10 protein-coding genes and 1 pseudogene are annotated in these 17758 nt (G+C 67.7%); 5 read left to right on the top strand and 6 right to left on the bottom strand.

Annotation, left to right across the window (positions count from 1 at the left end; genetic code table 11):
* A partial coding sequence (locus DQP56_RS16475) for a PPE family protein (RefSeq protein WP_234825703.1) occupies positions 1-492 on the bottom strand: 492 nt, incomplete at its 3' end.
* Positions 493-860: 368 nt separating this feature from the next.
* Positions 861-2810, bottom strand: coding sequence for a molecular chaperone HtpG (gene htpG, locus DQP56_RS16470; RefSeq protein WP_112687195.1), 1950 nt, complete (start codon positions 2808-2810; stop codon positions 861-863).
* A 117-nt stretch (positions 2811-2927) separates the two neighbouring features.
* On the opposite strand from htpG, the gene DQP56_RS16465 reads away from it, so the two are divergent.
* On the top strand, positions 2928-9593 hold the full coding sequence (locus DQP56_RS16465) for a BTAD domain-containing putative transcriptional regulator (RefSeq protein ID WP_112687199.1): 6666 nt from the start codon (positions 2928-2930) through the stop codon (positions 9591-9593).
* Here DQP56_RS16465 and DQP56_RS16460 read toward each other — a convergent pair.
* Complete coding sequence (locus DQP56_RS16460; RefSeq protein ID WP_112687193.1) at positions 9577-10959, bottom strand: metallopeptidase TldD-related protein; 1383 nt, start codon at positions 10957-10959, stop codon at positions 9577-9579. The genes DQP56_RS16465 and DQP56_RS16460 overlap by 17 nt on opposite strands.
* Before the next feature lie 82 nt (positions 10960-11041).
* Positions 11042-12556: a TldD/PmbA family protein gene (locus DQP56_RS16455; RefSeq protein WP_112687191.1), complete on the bottom strand. Its 1515-nt coding sequence runs from the start codon at positions 12554-12556 to the stop codon at positions 11042-11044.
* A 62-nt stretch (positions 12557-12618) separates the two neighbouring features.
* Here DQP56_RS16455 and DQP56_RS16450 point away from each other — a divergent pair, with 62 nt between their 5' ends.
* The 4 genes from DQP56_RS16450 to DQP56_RS16435 are packed head-to-tail and all read left to right on the top strand — an operon-like array spanning position 12619 to position 16643.
* The gene (locus tag DQP56_RS16450) at positions 12619-13620 is read left to right on the top strand and encodes a DUF2804 family protein (protein ID WP_165825042.1); all 1002 of its coding nucleotides are present in this window, start codon (positions 12619-12621) and stop codon (positions 13618-13620) included.
* 26 nt (positions 13621-13646) lie between these two features.
* Positions 13647-14516 carry a carbohydrate ABC transporter permease gene (locus tag DQP56_RS16445; RefSeq protein ID WP_112687189.1) on the top strand — a complete coding sequence of 290 codons (870 nt, stop codon included), beginning with the start codon at positions 13647-13649 and terminating at the stop codon, positions 14514-14516.
* A complete protein-coding gene (locus DQP56_RS16440) occupies positions 14503-15315 on the top strand; it encodes a carbohydrate ABC transporter permease (RefSeq protein WP_112687187.1) in 813 nt (270 codons plus the stop codon). The genes DQP56_RS16445 and DQP56_RS16440 overlap by 14 nt, the downstream gene beginning before the upstream one ends.
* The gene (locus DQP56_RS16435; protein WP_112687185.1) at positions 15312-16643 is read left to right on the top strand and encodes an ABC transporter substrate-binding protein; all 1332 of its coding nucleotides are present in this window, start codon (positions 15312-15314) and stop codon (positions 16641-16643) included. Before DQP56_RS16440 ends, DQP56_RS16435 begins: the two co-directional genes overlap by 4 nt.
* Positions 16644-16710: 67 nt before the next feature.
* Here DQP56_RS16435 and DQP56_RS16430 read toward each other — a convergent pair whose 3' ends face one another.
* Both DQP56_RS16430 and DQP56_RS16425 read right to left on the bottom strand, forming a co-directional pair.
* Entirely contained in the window at positions 16711-17520 is an 810-nt protein-coding gene (locus tag DQP56_RS16430; protein ID WP_112687183.1) for a CbiQ family ECF transporter T component, read from the bottom strand.
* Positions 17517-17758: pseudogene (locus DQP56_RS16425) on the bottom strand (cobalt ABC transporter ATP-binding protein); the annotation flags it as partial. The gene DQP56_RS16430 and the pseudogene DQP56_RS16425, both read right to left, overlap by 4 nt.

Genomic DNA, 17758 nt, shown 5'->3' with positions numbered 1-17758 from the left:
CAGTTGCGTCGCCGTCGCCGCGGAGGTCGCATAGCCATACATCCCGAGTGTGTCTTGGGCCCACATCTCGGCGTACTCGAATTCGGTGGCAGCGATCGCGGGCGTGTTCTGCCCGAGGATGTTGGTCGCGGCCAGGTTCGCCAGCCGGGCGCGGTTGGCGGTCACCACCATCGGCGGCACGATCGCGGCACGTGCGTTCTCGTAGGCGGCCGCCGCGGCGCGCGCCTGGCCGGCAGCGCGTTCAACCTGGCCCGCCGTGACCGCCGCCCACTCGGCATACCGGGTCGCCGCGGCCGCCATCGCCGCGGACGCCCGACCCGCCCAATTCTCGCCCTGCAGATCCGCGATCACCGAGAGATAGCCGGTGGAAAATGAATTCAACTGCGCGGCAAGCGAATCATAAGCTGCCGCGGCGGCAAGTAACGGCCCGGAACCCGGGCCGGTGTAAATCTTCGCCGAGGTGATCTCGGGCGGGGACGTTCCGAAATCCAACACCTTGCATATCCCCTCTGGTTGCCGTTCTATCGGCGACGAGCGGTGCCGGACTCGCCCCGCCTCTGGAGCCCACAGAGTCGGTCGACCAACGCCTGCTCGACCGGACCGGGTCGTGTGGCGGCGATACCACCGAGCATTCGTCTTCCCGCCGGGGACTCCGGTGCGGGAAAACTTCTGCCACCGGCCAGTCTCGGTTGTGCATTCGCCCTCCGCCATCGGATCTGACACCCAAAAGCGGGGGGGAACGACGTGTACGAACGTTGTCCGACTCGAGGCGAGACGGCGCGGAAATGACCAGTGCCGAAGGCCTCACCGACTGCTGAGCCACGCCCACCGGCGGCCCGCGTCGACGGAGACGACCGAGGTCAGATGGTGCGGGTCAACCGTTGTGCGAGCAGTTGGGCGAACCGCGCCGGGTCCTCCAGCGCCCCGCCCTCGGCCAACAGCGCTGTTCCGTAGAGCAACTCCGCGGTGTCGGCCAACTCGGCATCGTCGCCGCGCTCACCGTGCGCCTGGCGCAGACCGGTCACCAGCGGATGGGCCGGGTTGAGTTCGAGGATCCGCTTACCGACCGGCACCTCCTGCCCGTTGGCGCGATAGATACGCGCCAAGGCCGGGGTCATCTCGAAGGTGTCGGTGATCAGACAGGCCGGTGATTCGGTCAGCCGGGTCGACAGCCGCACCTCTTTGACGTGCTCGTCCAGGGTCTGTTGCAGCCAGGCGATCAGGTCGGCGAACTCCTTTTCCTGCTCCTTGCGCTGCTCCTCGTGGGCGGTCTTGTCCTCCTCGGAGTCCAGGTCCACCTCGCCTTTGGCCGTCGACTGCAACGGCTTGCCATCGAACTCGGCGACGGTGTTCACCCACAGCTCGTCAACCGGATCGGTCAGCAGCAGCACCTCATAACCCTTGGCCTTGAACGCCTCCAGGTGCGGCGACTTCAGCAGCTGCTCGCGGGACTCGCCGGTGGCATAGAAGATCTGCTCTTGGCCGTCTTTCATGCGTTCGACGTACTGCGCCAGCGTGGTCGGCTCGGACTCGCTGTGCGTCGAGGCGAAGGAGCTGATCGCCAGCAGCGTCTCCTGGTTGTCGAAGTCGGAGAGCAGTCCTTCCTTGACGACGCGGCCGAACTCGGTCCAGAAGGTGCGGTAGTCCTCGGGCCGCTGCGACTGCAGTTCCTTGATGGTCGAGAGCACCTTCTTGGTCAGCCGCCGCCGGATCGCGTTGATCTGGCGGTCTTGCTGCAGAAGCTCGCGGGACACGTTGAGCGACATGTCCGCCGCGTCGACGACACCCTTGATGAAGCGCAGGTACTCGGGCATCAGCTGATCGCAGTCGCCCATGATGAACACCCGCTTGACGTACAGCTGCACCCCGACCTGCGCATCCCGGTTGAACAGGTCGAACGGGGCGTGCGACGGGATGAACAGCAGCGCCTGGTATTCGAAGGTGCCCTCGGCCTTCATCGCGATGACTTCGAGCGGCTCATCCCAGGCGTGCGCGATGTGTTTGTAGAACTCGTTGTATTCCTCTTGCGAGACTTCGTCTTTGGGGCGCGCCCACAGCGCCTGCACCGAGTTCAGCGTCTCGGTCTCCACTGTGACGGTCTCTTCGCCGCCCTCCTCGGCAGGCGGGGTGCGCCGCTCGACCTGCATGCGGATCGGCCAGGCGATGAAGTCGGAGTACTTCTTGACCAGGCCGCGGATCGTCCATTCCGCGGTGTAGTCGTGCAGCTCGTCCTCGGTGTCCTCGGGCTTGAGGTGCAAGGTGATCGCCGTGCCGCACCGAGCCTGTTCATCGGCATCGATGGTTTCGATGGTGTAGCTGCCGTCGCCGCTGGACTCCCACCGGATGGCCTCGCGGTGGCCGGCCTTGAGCGTGACCATCTCGACCCGGTCGGCAACCATGAACACCGCGTAGAACCCGATGCCGAACTGGCCGATCAGCTCTTCAGAGGCCGCTGAGTTGTTGGCGTCCTGCGCTTCCCGGAGCTGCTGGCGCAGCTCGGCGGTGCCGGAGCGGGCCAGCGTGCCGATCAGGTCCACCACCTCGTCACGCGACATGCCGATCCCGTTGTCACGCACGGTCAGCGTGCGGGCCGCCTTGTCCACCTCGATCTCGATGTGCAGATCGGAGGTGTCGACCTCGAGGTCCTTGTTGCGGAATGCCTCGAGCCGCAGCTTGTCCAGCGCATCGGAGGCGTTGGAGATCAGCTCCCGCAGGAACGCGTCCTTGTTGGAGTAGACCGAGTGGACCATCAAATCCAGCAGCTGACGGGCCTCAGCCTGAAATTCCAGCTGCTCCACACGTTCGCTCATAGCGCCGAATTTTACCGACGGGTTCGTCGTGCGCCTTGGGGGGTCGAGCCTTTACCGGATCTTGACCGCGCGTTGAATCGCCCCACCGACGATGACGACGTGACTACCATTCAAGCCGTGGAGCTGGGGGTTTTGGGACCTCTCCAGGCCCGGCACACCGGCGCCCCGGTCATCATCCCGGGCGCGAAACCTCGCGCCATCCTCACGATGCTCGGACTGCACGGCGGTTCGGTCGTGTCCGCCGAGACGCTGATCGATCTGCTGTGGGGCGACGATCCACCGCGCACCGCCGCCAAGGCGCTGCAGACCCACGTCTCCTCGCTGCGTCGGGCGCTGGGCGACGGCTTCGTGCTCACCGAGGGGACCGGCTGGATCCTCAGCACCACCGAGGTTGACGCCCCGCGGTACAAGCTGGCCGCCAAGAGGGGCCGGGATGCCGCGGCGGCTGGCGACACCACCCACGCCGTGGTCTGCTTCGAGGAGGCGCTGGCCTTGTGGCGGGGCACTCCCGAGCTGCCCGATTCCCGCCGCGGCATCTCGGAGAAGACCCGCTGGATCGAGGGCCATGCCGCGCTGGTCGAGGATCGGACTGATGCGCTGCTCGCGGCGGGCCGGGCCGCGGAGGTCATCGGCGAACTCGAAGCCGCGGTGGGCGACGCACCGCTGCGCGAGAGGCGATGGGGCCAGCTGATGTTGGCCCTCTACCGTGCCGGCCGCCAGGGTGAGGCACTGGGCGCCTACCAACGGGCCCGGGCACTGCTGGTCGACGAACTCGGGGTCGATCCCGGGCCGGAACTTCGGCGCCTGGAGGCTGCGATCGTCGCCCAAGATGCCGCGCTGGATTACCCGATGTCACAAGACCCCCCATCGGTGACGCGCGCCGTGACCTTTCTGCTCACCGACATCGAGGGGTCAACCGCCGCGTGGGAGGCGGACGCCGGCGCGATGGCGGTTGCGTTGGCCCGCCACGACGAGCTCGCCGAACAGATCGTCACGTCGCGCGGCGGACGGCTGATCAAGACCCGTGGCGAGGGCGATGCCACGTTCTCGGTCTTCGAACGCCCATCTGCGGCGGCCGCCGCCGCCATGGAGCTGCAAGACGCGATCCTTCACGAGCCGTGGGCGTTGCACGAACCGATCCGTATCCGGGTGGCCCTGCACACCGGCGAAGTTGAACTGCGCGACGGCGACTACTTCGGGCGCGCGGTCAACCGGGCGGCACGGCTGCGGTCGCTGGCCGTCGGCGGCCAGATCCTGTGCTCGGGCGCCACGGCCGAGCTCGTCATCGACACGCTGCCCGACGACGTGGTGCTCGCCGACCTCGGCATGCGCCAGCTCCGCAACCTGGCGCGCCCCGAGCATGTTTTCGAGCTTCGCCTCGAGGCCGCCCCGCCCGCGGAGACCGGCGATGAGCCCTTCGAGCGGCCCGCCCTGCCCGCGGTTGCGAACGGTCCCGGGCCGTTCGTGGGACGCGGCCGCGAGCTGGCACGCCTTGCCGCTGCGTGGCAGACCGCACTCGGGGGCGGCCTGCACGCGGTGCTGATCGCCGGCGAACCCGGGGTCGGCAAAACCCGGTTGGCCGGCGAATGGTCCCGTCAGGCTTACCAGCAAGGTGCCGTCGTGTTGTACGGCCGTTCCGACGAGGACCTCGGTGCGCCCTATCAGCCCTTCGCAGAAGCGCTGCGTGCACTGGTGCCCTGCATCGGCGCCCAGCGGCTGCGAGGACTGCGCGGTGTGGAAGCACTGCTGCCACTGGTTCCCGGGCTGCCCGATGTGCTGCCCGATCTGTCGGTGCCACCCCGGGCTGATCCCGACACCGAACGCTACGCACTGTTCGACGCCGTCGTCGCGCTGCTGGGACTCGCCTCCGCGAGCGCACCCGTCGTTCTGATCCTCGATGACCTGCATTGGGCGGCCAAACCCACACTGTTGCTGTTGCGGCATCTGCTGCGCTTCGGCGACCACACCCGGGTGCAGGTTGTGGCGACATATCGCAGCACCGACCTCGACCGTTCCCATCCGCTGGCGGCGATGCTGGCCGATCTGCACCGGGACGGCACCGCGAATCGCCTGGCACTCGGTGGCCTCGACGAGGACGACGTGAGCGCCTACGTCGCCGAGGCCGGATATGACGACGAGGATCTGGCCCGCGCGTTGGCGTCGGTCACCGCAGGTAACCCGTTCTTTTTGATCGAGGCCTTGCGCCACGTGGACGAAAGCGGCGGCGTGTGGGATCCGAGCACCCTGCCCCAGGGCGTACGGGAAGCCGTGAGCCGCAGGCTTTCCCGGCTGCCGGCCGAGACCAACAAAGCCCTCGCCGCCGCGGCGGTCGTCGGCAGCCACTTCGCGCTGGAGCTGGTGGAACGGGTGGTCGACCAAGACCTCGTCGACGCCTTCGACGAGGCAGTCAAGGCCGGCATCATCGTCGAAGAGCCCGGTGGCCGATACCGGTTCAACCACGCCCTGGTCCGGCAGTCACTACTTGCCGAGCTGGCATCCGTGCGTCGCATGCGACTGCACCAACGCATCGCCACGACATTGGAGAACACCCCTGGTGCAGACGACGAACTGCTGGCCGAACTGGCGCACCACTATTTCGAGTGCGCCTGGGCGGGAAACGCCACCAAGGCCGTGGAATACTGCCGGCGAGCCGCTGACCAGGCGATGACCCGGCTCGCCTACGAGGGTGCCGCCGATCTCTACGACCACGCCTTACACGCACTGGACGAGGTCGACGAGGAGCTGACCGACCGCGACGAACTGGCTGCTGAGCTACTGATCGCGCGCTGCGAGGCCTTGCTGGCTGCCGGCGATATGGCTTCGGCGGCCGGCGCCGTCTCCCAACTGCGAGCGGCCACGGTCGATTCGGCCCAGCTGACGGCCTGGGCGACCTGCTTCGACGGGCAGTTGACGATGCTGGTCCATCCCGAGCGGTTGGACGAGGTCGAGGCCGCATTGGGCGCGGCTGCCGACAAACTGGCTGAATTACACGATGCCGCAGGCGAAGCCAAAGCCCATACCGTACGGGCGGGGTGCCTCGCCCGCCTGGGGCGGATCGGCGACTGCGAAATCGCGTTGGACAAAGCGCTCACCGCGGCGCGGCGCGCCCATGAACACCGCCGGGTCAACGCCGTGCTGGCGGGTGCGCCGCTCGCGGCGCTGTGGGGTCCCAGCCCCGTTCCGCGGGCCGGCGGCCGGTGCCTGGACGTGGTGCGGTTGCTGCGGATTACGACCGACTCGCCCGCAGTGGAAGCGACGTCGACGCGGTGTCAGGCCGTGCTGGAGGCCTTCCGCGGCCGCGCCGCCGCGGCCCGGCGGATGATCGACTCGGCGCGGCGCACCGTCACCGAGCTCGGTCTGCGCCATGCGCTGCTCGAGGTTGAGCAGTTCGCCGGGATCGTTGAACTGGTCGCCGACGACCCGGGCGGCGCCGAGCCGCATCTGCGTCAGGCCTACCGCGGCTTCCGTCGAATGGGGCTGGACGCCGACACCGCCGAGACCGCGGCCCTGCTGGGTCGTACCTGCCTTGCGTTGGGTCGGGATGCTGACGCCGATGCGTTGTGTTCGGAGAGCGAGCGACTGGCCGGCAATGCGCTGAAGGCCTCGATCGCCTGGCGCACGCTACGGGCGCTGCTGTTGGCGCGCCGTGGTGATCATGACGGGGCCCGGCGGATGGCCGAGGCCGCGGTCGGCCTGGCCGAGCGCACCGACGGCTTGGTGGATCACGGTGATGCGTGTCTGGCGCTGTCGTCGGTGTTGACTGCCGTTGGCGATGTGGCGGGGGCACGGGCCGCCGCTGCACGGGCGGTGGATCTGTACGAACGGAAAGGAGCGGCAGCCCTGGCGGATAGGGCGCGGCTGGTACTTGGAGAGCGTGTCGCGCCACCCACCGCGGCGCCGCCCGAGGCAGTGGACGCCAATTTGGACACCGCGGCACTACGAGCAGCCGAGCGCGTAAAGGCAGCCGTTGATCGCGGCGCCTGGGACGAGTTCGAGCAGCTGTTTGCCCCGGAGGCCCGTTGCGAGAGCCGCCGGAAGATCGTCGGCTTCAGGCCGACCGACCTCCCCTCCGACTGGGTACATCAGAACAGGCTCAATCTCGAGCTGGGCGAGGTGCGGCTCGACTACGCCGTTATCGCCGTCCGAGGCGAGCGGCTGGCTCTCGCTCGACTGGCGGCAGGCACCACGGACACGACCCCCGGGGCGCCGCGGGATGAATTTCTCAATCTCTACGGCATCGACGCGGAGGGGCGAGTCGTGCTGGAGTTGTGGTACGACCTCGATGACATGGATGCCGCGCTCGCCGAACTCGACGCGGTGTACGCACGGTTCGCGGAAGAACGCCCGTTCCGGCGCCGGCTGGAAAGCGCGTTGACCCGGATAGTCGAGCACCTTTCGGCGTGCTACGCAGCTCACGACTGGGCCGGCATGGCCGAGCTGCTCGCCGATGACCTGATTGTCGACGATCGCAGACACGCCGTGAATGCCGGGCTCCGGCACGGCCGGGATGCCGCGATCGACGACTTGCGGGCATCCGCCGAAGTGGGGTTCACGAACATGACCTCAGTTGTCGTCGCCACTCGCGGAGGGCACCTCTCCCTGAACCGTTTTTCGACTCACGACCAGCAACCGGATGAGTTCGGAGCCGATGCCATTCATCTCGTCGAGATCGGCGCGGACGATAAGGTTGTGGCGGTCGTAGTGTTCGATCCTGAGGATTTCGACGCTGCCATCGCCGAACTCGAAACCCGTTACCTCGCCGGCGAAGCGGCTGCGCATGCGCGCACATGGTCGGCGATCACCGACATCTACGCCGCGTTCAACCGGCATGAACTTCCCACGGTGGACTGGGTCAACGTCGACCACCGTCGAGGTATGCCGTTCGAATCCGGCGACCTGGACGCGGCCCTGCACTCCTTCTGGGATCTCACACCGGAATTCAGAATTCAGATCGAAGCGGTGCATCGACTCAGCGATATCGGAGCGGTCATCACTCATTACTCGCATGGGAGCTCTCCCGAAGGCGTTGCAGTCGAGTGGCGCATGATTCAAGTTCTGACCGTCGACGGTGACCGGATCACTCGCTGCGAGCTGTTCGACGAGACAGATCTCGACGCCGCGCTCACGCGCTTCGAAGAACTGCAGCCGCAGCCGAGTCGGCTGGAGAACGCGGCAAGCCGATCCTACGAGCGGTTCCAGGCGCATTTCGGAACCCGTGACTGGGCCGCCCTGGCCGCGAACCTCATCGATGATGTCTCCACCGAAGACCGTCGCCGGGTGGTGGGCTCCGACGTTCGGCGGGGCCGCGATGCAGTGATCGCCGAACTTTCCGCACTCGCCGATACCGGCACGGCGAATCAGACCCTCGCATCAGATGTGCTGGCCACCCGCGGTGAGCGTCTTATCCTCACACGTACCCGATACACAGCCGGCGACGATCGAACCGCGTACTACTTTGAGGGCCTGGAGATCGTCGAGGTCGACGCAGACGAGCGGGTGGCGACACGGATCGGCTTCGACCTCGACGACATCGAGGCCGCCGTCGCCGAGCTCGACGCTCGGTACCTTGCCGGGGAAGCGGCTGCGCATGCGCGCACATGGTCGGCGATCGCAACGAGTTTCACCGCGCTCGGTCGGGGCGAAATACCGCTGATAAAGCCCGATTTCGTTGACGTCGATCATCGGTCGATTGCGACGATCGGGCAGGGCAATCTGATCGAATACCTCCGTGTCGCGTTGGCCGACACAGTGCACAATGTCATCTACGTCGAGGCCGTTCATCGGTTGACCGACCTCGGCGCCGTCGTCACCCACGTCGCCAAGGGGACGACCCGCGACGGCTTGGATGTCGAGTGGCGCGTGCTAGACACCGTCACGGTGGACGGCGACCGGATCAACCGCTGCGAGATGTTCGACGAAGACGACCTCGAGGCCGCCATCGCGAGATTCGACGAACTGCACCGGCAGCCAAGGCGGCTGGAGAACACGGCACGCCAAGTGGCAGAGCGCTTCCTACCACTCATCACGTCACGCGACTGGAACGCAGTGGCGAAGATGCTTGCCGACAACTTCGTCAATGACGATCGCCGTCGGGTCGTCGGATCGGGAATTCGACATGGCCGCGATGCCGAGATAGCAGACGCACAAGCCACTGCGAACCTGTTCGCAAACATGACACCGACATTCATAGCGACCCGTGGGACACACCTGGTCCTCGTTCGCAACAGCTTCTCAGGCAACGATCGAGAATCCGGGGCCTTTGTCACCGAAGTACTTGGCATCATGGAGGTCAACGCGGAAGAGCGGGCGACCGCACTCCTCACATTCGACCTCGACGACTTCGAAGCCGCCCTCGCCGAACTCGACGCCCGCTACCTCGCCGGTGAAGCGGCCGCCCACGCCCACACGTGGTCATTGGTCACTGGCGCTTATGCCGGGTTCAACCGACGCGATCTTGCGGCGACGGCGCCAGACTGGGTGAACATCGACCACCGGCACGGAGCAGGTTTTGCGTCGGGGGACATGATCCCGTACCTGCAGGCCGCCTGGGACGACTCACCCGACACCAGGATTTACATTGAGCAGGTGCATCGGCTCAGCACGCTCGGAGCCGTCGTCACCCATGTGGCGCAAGGGCTTACGAACGAGGGGTTCGACGCCGAGTGGCACGATGTCGCGATTGTGACCGTCGACGGAGATTCGGTCAATCGCTGCGAGCTGTTCGATGAGGATGACCTTGACGCAGCGCTGGCCCGCTTCGACGAGCTCACTGCGCCTGACTGACCGACGACATGTGGAAGTCGGGTATCCGCAGCGAGGGCATTAGCGCCCGGGTCGCCCAGTCGCCCCACTCCCGCGGCAGCGTCGGCTCGGCGATGCCGGCCTGGGTGGCGCGGCGCAGCAGGTCCAGCGGGCTCTCGTTGAACCGGAAGTTGTTCACCGCCGCGGTCACCTGGCCGTCCTCGACCAGATAGACGCCGTCGCGGGTCAGCCCGGTCAGCAGCAGCGTGGTGGGGTCGACCTCGCGGATGTACCACAGCGTGGTCAGCAGCAGACCGCGTTCGGTGGAGGCGATCATCTCGTCCATGCTGGCCGAGCCGCCGGTCATCAACAGGTTGTCGGCGGGTAGGGCGACCGGGGCACCGAATTCCGCGGCAGCCGCCCGCGGGTAGGCCAGCGCGTTGATCACCCCACCGCGGATCCAGTCCACGCAGCCGATGTCCAGGCCATTGTCGAACACCGACGCCGTCTCCGAGGAGGCGCCGGTCGCCACGAACGGCGCACACTCGAGGCCGAACGCGTGCGGGTCGGAGTACAGGGTCAACGGCAACTCGGTGAGCCGCTCCCCCACCCGGGTGCCGCCGCCGGGCGCCGACAAGGCGGTGCGGCCCTCCTGAGCGCCGCGGCCACTCATCGTCCAACCCAGGTAGATCATCATGTCGGCCACCGTGGACGGCGGCATCAACGTCTCATACCGCCCGGCCGGCAGTTCGACGGTGCGCGCCGCCCACCCCAGCCTCGTCGACAGCTGCTCGAGCAGCGAATCGGTCGGCACGTCAACGAAATACGGGGTGCTCACTCCGGCCCAGGCGCTGGCGCGATCGCGTTTGGCATTGATCTCCACCGTCCCGGTGGGCTGGGTGAAGCGGCGCCGCAGCCCGGTCGAGGACGCCAAGAACGTCGTCGCCATCTCGTGTCGGGCGAAGCCGTACAACTGGTCGGTACCGCGAAAACCCCGGCTCAACGACTCCGCCAGCCCGGCGAAGACCTCGGCGCCGGTACCCGGCGTTTCGGCATCCCAATCATCCGGCACGCCGGTGCCACTCACCAGCTCTGCGGCGTCGCGGGCTTCCGGCGCGCCGGCGGCGGCCTCCGCGGAGGCTGCCACCAGCTCGGGGATCAGCGCGGGATCCACCTCCGCTGAGCACAGCGATCCCACCCGCGGCCCCTCGTCGTCGCGGGCGATCGTGACCACCGTGGTGGTCCGGCTGTTGGACACCCCGTTGGTGGTCATCGAGTTGCCCGCCCAGCGCAGCGAAGCCTCGGCGCGGTCGGTGACCAGCACGATCGTCTCGATTTCGGTGCCGGCATGCCGACCACTGCCCGCGGCTTTCAGGGCATGGTCAATCACCTGCTGCGCTGTGATCATTGCGCCGCCTTCTCCTCATCGCTTCGTCCCCCTCGCCGCTGCGCGCCTGGGGGTACCCCCACTGCGTCGTCGGCGCCGGCGATCATTCCCTGCCCCCCTCGGCCCGGGTGTTGAGCACGTTGATCCCCCGGAACAGTGCCGACGGGCAGCCGTGGCTGACTGCGGCCACCTGACCGGGCTGGGCTTTGCCGCAGTTGAACGCCCCGCCGAGGCGCCACGTCGAGGCACCGCCGACCGCCTCCATCGCATTCCAGAAATCGGTGGTGGTGGCCTGATAGGCGACGTCGCGCAGCTGGCCGTCGAGCCGGCCGTCGCGGATCCGGAAGAATCGTTGCCCGGTGAACTGAAAGTTGTAGCGCTGCATGTCGATCGACCACGATCGATCTCCGACGATGTAGATGCCGTCGTCCACCCGGGCGATCAGATCGGCGGTCGAGACGTCCTCGGCGCCCGGCTGCAGCGACACGTTGGCCATCCGCTGGATCGGGACATGGTGCGGCGAGTCGGCGTAAGAACACCCGTTGGAGCGGGTCTGGCCCAGCCGGGGCGCGAACACCCGGTCCAGTTGATAGCCGACGAACACCCCGTCGCGCACCAGGTCCCAGCTCTGGGCGGCCACCCCCTCGTCGTCGTAACCGACGCTTGCCAGCCCGTAGGGCACGGTGCGGTCGGCGGTCACGTTCATCACCGGCGACCCGTAGCGCATCGTGCCGAGCTTGTCCGGGGTGGCGAACGAAGTGCCGGCATAGGCCGCCTCGTAGCCGATGGCACGGTCGTATTCGGTTGCGTGCCCGATGGATTCGTGAATCGTCAACCACAGGTTGGTCGGGTCGATCACCAGATCGGTTGGGCCGGCGATCACGCTGGGGGCTTTCATCTTCTCGGCGAGCAGCACCGGCAGCTGCGCCAGTTCATCCGACCAGTTCCACACCTCGTCGCCGGCCACCGCCTCCCAGCCCCGCGCGGTCGGCGGCGCCAGCGTGCGCATGGAATCGAAACCGTCCGGCCCGACGGTGACCGCCTCGCAGACTGGCATCACCCGCACCCGCTGCTGGGTGATCGACGAGCCGAACGTATCGGCGTAGAAGGCCTGTTCCTTGACCGCGGTCAGCGCAGCGGTCACATGGTTGACCCCGTCGGAAGCCAGCAGCCGGCCGGAGTAGTCCTCCAGCACGTCGATCTTGTCGGCGGTGGGCACTGCGAACGGGTCGATCGCATAGGCCGACACCCAGCTGGCGTCGCGGTAGACCGGTTCGGCCGCCAACTCGACGCGTTCGGCGTTGAGGGTGCTCAGCGTCTTGGCCACCTGCACCGCCCGGCGGGCAGTGTCGGCCGCGACGCCCGGCGCCAGTTCGGCGTGCGAGGCGAAGCCCCAGGTGCCGTCGACGATCACCCGGACCGCCAACCCGAGTTCGCGGTTGACCACCGCGGTCTCCAGTTCGCCGTCGCGCAGCCGGACCATCTCGGTGGCGATCCGGTGAATACGCAGGTCGGCGTGCTCGGCGCCGGCCGCTCTGGCCGCCGAGAGCGCGGCGTCGGCCAGCTCGTGGCGGGGCAGCGCCAGGAATTGGGCATCGATCCCCCGGTTCGGTGTCACCGGTCCACCGTAACGGCGTGCCGGTGATTGACCACGGCATAGGTGTCGATAATGATCACCGCGTGAGGGCGCCGCAGCGGCTGGTTGAAGACGGTGTTCGACGGTACGGCCGGTTCGCCCAGCGGGTCGCGGTCACCAACCCGGTCGACGCCCACCGCGGCTGGTCGCGCCGCTGGCACCAGTTCCGGCTCAAGGAGTGGATCGGCTTCGCGCTGATCCACCCCGAGATGTCGGGCGCGATGATCATGCAGGACGTCAAGTATCTGGGGTCCTCGGAGCTGTTCGTCCGCGACGCGGCCGGTGTGCTGGTGGAGAAGAGCACCCGCTTCCGGGGCGGCAGCCTGGACCTGCCCCACGAGCTGCTGCGCGGCGGGCGCTGCCGGATCGCCAAGCGCGGCTATCGGCTCGAATACGACTTCGATGCCGACACCGTGCGAATCGACTGCGCGGCGGACAAGCGCGGGCCTGCGATCACCGGTGCACTGCGGCTGGATGCGCGGGGGGCCGCGCCGCCATTGAGCTTCAGCGCGAAGCTCACCCCGACGATCGACTACTACACGTTCAAGCAACCGTTTCCCGTCGAGGGGACGGTCACCGTCGGTGACCGGACCTACGAGTTCGACCCGGCACGCGATTTCGCCATCCTCGACGAGCACCGTTCGCAGTTCCCGTATGCGACGACCTGGACGTGGGGGACTTTCGCGGTCCGCATGCCGGGCGGTGTGGTCGGCTCCAACTTCGTCGACCGGACCGAGCTCAGCGACGATGACGACGAGTCGTCCAACTGGGTTCCCGGCGGCGTCGAGCCGCTCGCCGGGGTTCGGTTCGACTTCGCCTCCGGTGATCGGCTGTCCAGCGTGAACGTCTGCGACCGCGATCGCAGGCTGAAGGTGACCTTCACACCCGCGGGGCGCAAAGCGGTCAAGGTCAACCTGGTCGCGGCCGCGATCGACTACTGGCAGCTCGCCGGGACCTACCGCGGCACCGTGACATCCTTGTCCGGCGAGTCCTTCTCCTTCGTCGACGTTCCCGGAGTTCTCGAGCGGATGAAGACCCGCTTTTGACTTGCCGCGGCCGCTTTAATACACCTATGCGCCGCGCACCCCGATCCACCGCGCTCGGCTACGCGCTGCTGGCGCCCAGCCTGTTCGGCGTGGTGGCGTTCCTGTTGCTGCCGATCCTGGTGGTGGTGTGGCTCAGCCTGCACCGCTGGGATCTGCTGGGGCCGATCAGCTACGTCGGCGGCGACAACTGGCGATCGGTGCTGACCGATCCGGTGTTCGGCAATTCACTGGTGGTGACGGTGTTGTTCGTGGCGATCGTCGTCCCGCTGCAAACCCTGCTGGGACTGGGAGTGGCGGTGTTGCTGGCGCACGGCCTGCCCGGCAGCGGGATGTTTCGCACCATCTACGTGCTGCCGTGGATCTGCGCGCCGCTGGCGATCGCGGTGCTGTGGCGCTGGATCCTGAGCCCCACCGACGGCGCGGTGAGCACCGTATTGGGGCACCGGGTGGAGTGGCTGACCGATCCCGGGCTGGCGTTACCGGTGACGTCGGCGGTGGTGGTATGGACCAACGTGGGCTACGTGGCACTGTTCTTTGTGGCCGGCATCTTGGCCATCCCCACCCAGGTGCTGTCGGCGGCGCGGATCGACGGGGCGAACGGCTGGCAGCGGTTCTGGCGGGTGACGTTGCCGATGCTGCGGCCCACCATGTTCTTCGTCCTGATCACCGGAGTGGTCAGCGCGGCGCAGGTGTTCGACACGGTGTATGCCTTGACCGGCGGCGGGCCCAGTGGGCGTACCGACCTAATCGCACACCGGATCTATGACGAGGCGTTCGGGGCGGCGGCGATCGGGCGGGCCGCGGTGATGGCGCTGGTGCTGTTCGCCGTATTGGTGGGGGTGACGGTGGTTCAGCAGCTTTCGTTCGGCCGGCGGGTCAGCTATGACCTCACGTAACGCCGGCGTCTACGCGCTGCTGATGCTCGGCGCACTGATCACGCTGGCGCCCTTCGGGCTGGGGCTGCTGACGTCGTTCACCCCGGCACGCCAATTCGCCAGGGGCACTCCGCTGGCCTGGCCCGACCCGCCGACCCTGGACAATTACGCCGATCTGGGCGGTGCCGGATTCGGGCGGGCGGCCGCAGTCACCACGCTGATGACAGCGGTGATCGTGCTCGGACAGCTGACGTTCTCGGTGCTGGCCGCGTACGCGTTCGCGCGGCTGGAGTTTCCCGGACGGGACGCCTTGTTCTGGGTCTACGTGGCCACGCTGATGGTGCCGGCCACCGTGACGGTGGTGCCGCTGTATCTGATGATGGCGCAACTCGGCCTGCGGAACACCTTCTGGGCCCTGGTGTTGCCGTTCGTGTTCGGTTCCCCTTACGCGATCTTCTTACTACGCCAGTACTTTCGCGCAGTACCTGCCGACCTGGTGAACGCCGCCCGCCTCGACGGGGCGAACACCCTCGACGTGATCGTGCACGTGATGGTCCCGGCCAGCAGGCCGATCCTGGTGACCCTCGGTCTGATCACCGTCGTCTCGCAGTGGAACAACTTCATGTGGCCGCTGGTGATTACCAGCGGCGACAAGTGGCGGGTGCTCACGGTGGCCACCGCGGCGCTGCAGTCCCGCTACAACGCGCAGTGGACGCTGGTGATGGCGGCGACCACGGTGGCGATGATCCCGCTGATCGTGTTGTTCGTGGCGTTCCAGCGGCGGATCGTGCAGTCGATCGTCGTGACGGGGATCAAGTGAGCCGGCCGCGGTTCTCCACCCTGTTCGCCGGGGCGGTGATCGCACTCGCCGCACTGCTCGGCGCCGCGGGGGTGCTGCTCGATCACGCCTCGACCCGCTCTACCACCGGTGCGACGGTGGTGACGGTGCGACTGTGGGACGAGCAGGTCGCCGGGGCCTATCGGCAGTCGTTCGCGGCGTTGCACCGCGCGCGCCCCGACATCGAGGTGCGCGTCAACGTGGTCTCTTACGCCACCTACTTCGACACGCTGCGCACCGATGTGGCCGGCGGCGGCGCCGACGACATCTTCTGGCTGTCCAACGCCTACCTGGCCGGGTATGCCGATAGCGGGCGGTTACTGAAAATCGATGCGGACAAAGCTGATTGGGAGCCGTCGGTGGTCACCCAATTCACCCGAGACGGAACGCTGTGGGGGGTACCGCAGCTCACCGACGCCGGTATCGCGGTGTACTACAACGCGGAGCTGCTGGCCGCGGCCGGCGTCGATCCCACCGCGTTGACACGGCTGCGGTGGGATCCGCACCCCGCTGACGACACGCTGCGGCCGCTGCTGGCCAAGCTCACCCGCGATGTCGCCGGGCGCAGCGCTGACAACCCCGAATTCGACGAGCGCCGCATCCGGCAGTGGGGCTATAACGCCGCCAACGACCCGCAGGGCATCTACCTGAACTACATCGGCTCGGCCGGCGGGGTGTTCCAGCGCGGCGACGAGTTCGCCTTCGACAACCCCGCGGCCGTGGCCGCGTTCGAATACCTGGTGCGGCTGATCAACGACGATCACGTGGCGCCGCCGGCGTCGGAGACCAACACCAACGGCGACTTCTCCCGCAACCAGTTCCTCGCCGGCAAGATGGCACTGTTCCAGTCCGGCACCTACAACCTGGCCGCGGTCGCCGAGCAGGCCGCGTTCGGATGGGGTGTGGCGATGCTGCCGGTCGGGCCGGCCGGCCGGGTCAGCGTCACCAACGGCATCGCCGCGGTCGGCAACGCCGCATCGCCCCACCCGCAGGCGGTGCGAGACGTGTTGGCCTGGCTCGGCAGCTATCAGGGAAACGAATACCTGGGCCGTCAGGGGGCGGCGATTCCGGCCGTGCTCAGCGCGCAACAGGTTTACTTCGATTACTGGGCGCGCCACGGGGTGGATGTCACCCCGTTCTTCGCGGTGCTGGACGGGCCGCGCATCCCGGCTCCCGGTGGCGGTGCGGGCTTCCCGGCGGGCAACCAGGCGATCAAGCCGTATTTCGACGAGATGTTCCTGGGTCGCACCGACGTCGCCGCCACGCTGCGCCGGGCTCAAGACGCCGCCAACACCGCAGCCGCCCGGTGAGCCCGCGCGAGATCGGATCCACGCAGGAAATGTCCGAGTACCGACCTGCGTGAGCGTGATCTCGCGGCTAGCCCACCGTGCTCAGCACCGTCAGCTCGAGGGCCAGCGACACACCGCAGGTCACGGTGACCAGTGCCAGCGCCACCGCATCGGCCAGCTTCGGCCGCGCCGGGGATGCCGAGATCTGGCCGATGCCACCGCGAGCGGTGATCGCATCGCCCATCTCGTCTGCGCGGCGCAGCGTGACGGTGATGGCCGCGGTGATCAGGTCGATCGCCTCACGAGCCCAGCGGCGTCGACGTTCCCGGCGGGTCCGCGGCCGGGTCTTGGGACGCAGTCCGCGAGCGGCGTAGAGCACGCGGAACTCATCGATGAGCATCGGGAAGGCGCGCAGCGCAAGCGCCAGCGCTACCGCCCACTCGTCGACCGAAATGCGCAGCAGCCGCAATGGCCGGCCGAGGGTGGCTACGGCGGGCGCGATTTCGGCGACGTTGGTGGTCCACGACACCATCGCGCCCAAGCCCAGCAGCACGATCGACAGCGCGGTGATCCGCAGGAAATTCAACAGTCCGCCCAGACCGGCCGGTTCGCCGCCGGCCATGGCGGCGGTGGCACCGCCGACCACCAGCAACACCCACAGCCAGCGCGGTACCGATGGCAGGGTGCCTCGCGGTATGCGGGCAACCCGGGCCGCGGTGAACACCAACAAGCCCACCGCACCGATCGGCACCCAGCCCGGATAGAAGGTCAGCAGTACCGAGATACCGAAGACGACGAGCAGTTTGGTTCCCGCCCACAACCGGTGCACGACGGAGTTGCCGGGCACCGGGCGCAGCAGCACCACCGGACGTGGGTTTCGGCGTGCCTCCCCGGTCATGCCGCACCCGCCGGTGCCGCCACCATCACACCGTCTTGCAGGTGCAGGGTCCTGGGACACAGTTCGCCCAGACCGGCGAAGTCATGCGAGATGACCACCACGGTCAGGCCGGTCTCGCGCCGCAGGCCCTCCAGCAGCCGCAGCAGCCCCAGTCGGCTGGTGGCGTCCAGGCCGGCGAGCGGTTCGTCGAGGATCAGGGCCCGCGGCGAGCGGGCCAACAGGCCCGCCAGCACCAGGC

The sequence above is a fragment of the Mycolicibacter senuensis genome, from assembly GCF_003284925.1.
GTDB lineage: Bacteria > Actinomycetota > Actinomycetes > Mycobacteriales > Mycobacteriaceae > Mycobacterium > Mycobacterium algericum_A.
The sequence above is the reverse complement of the archived record's forward strand: the minus strand, read 5'-3'. Positions and strand labels throughout refer to the sequence as shown.

Coding starts and splice junctions, on each gene's coding strand:
- htpG (WP_112687195.1), bottom strand. CDS start 2,810: ATGAGCGAACGTGTGGAGCAGCTGGAATTTCAGGCTGAGGCCCGTCAG.
- DQP56_RS16460 (WP_112687193.1), bottom strand. CDS start 10,959: ATGATCACAGCGCAGCAGGTGATTGACCATGCCCTGAAAGCCGCGGGC.
- DQP56_RS16445 (WP_112687189.1), top strand. CDS start 13,647: ATGCGCCGCGCACCCCGATCCACCGCGCTCGGCTACGCGCTGCTGGCG.
- DQP56_RS16440 (WP_112687187.1), top strand. CDS start 14,503: ATGACCTCACGTAACGCCGGCGTCTACGCGCTGCTGATGCTCGGCGCA.
- DQP56_RS16430 (WP_112687183.1), bottom strand. CDS start 17,520: ATGACCGGGGAGGCACGCCGAAACCCACGTCCGGTGGTGCTGCTGCGC.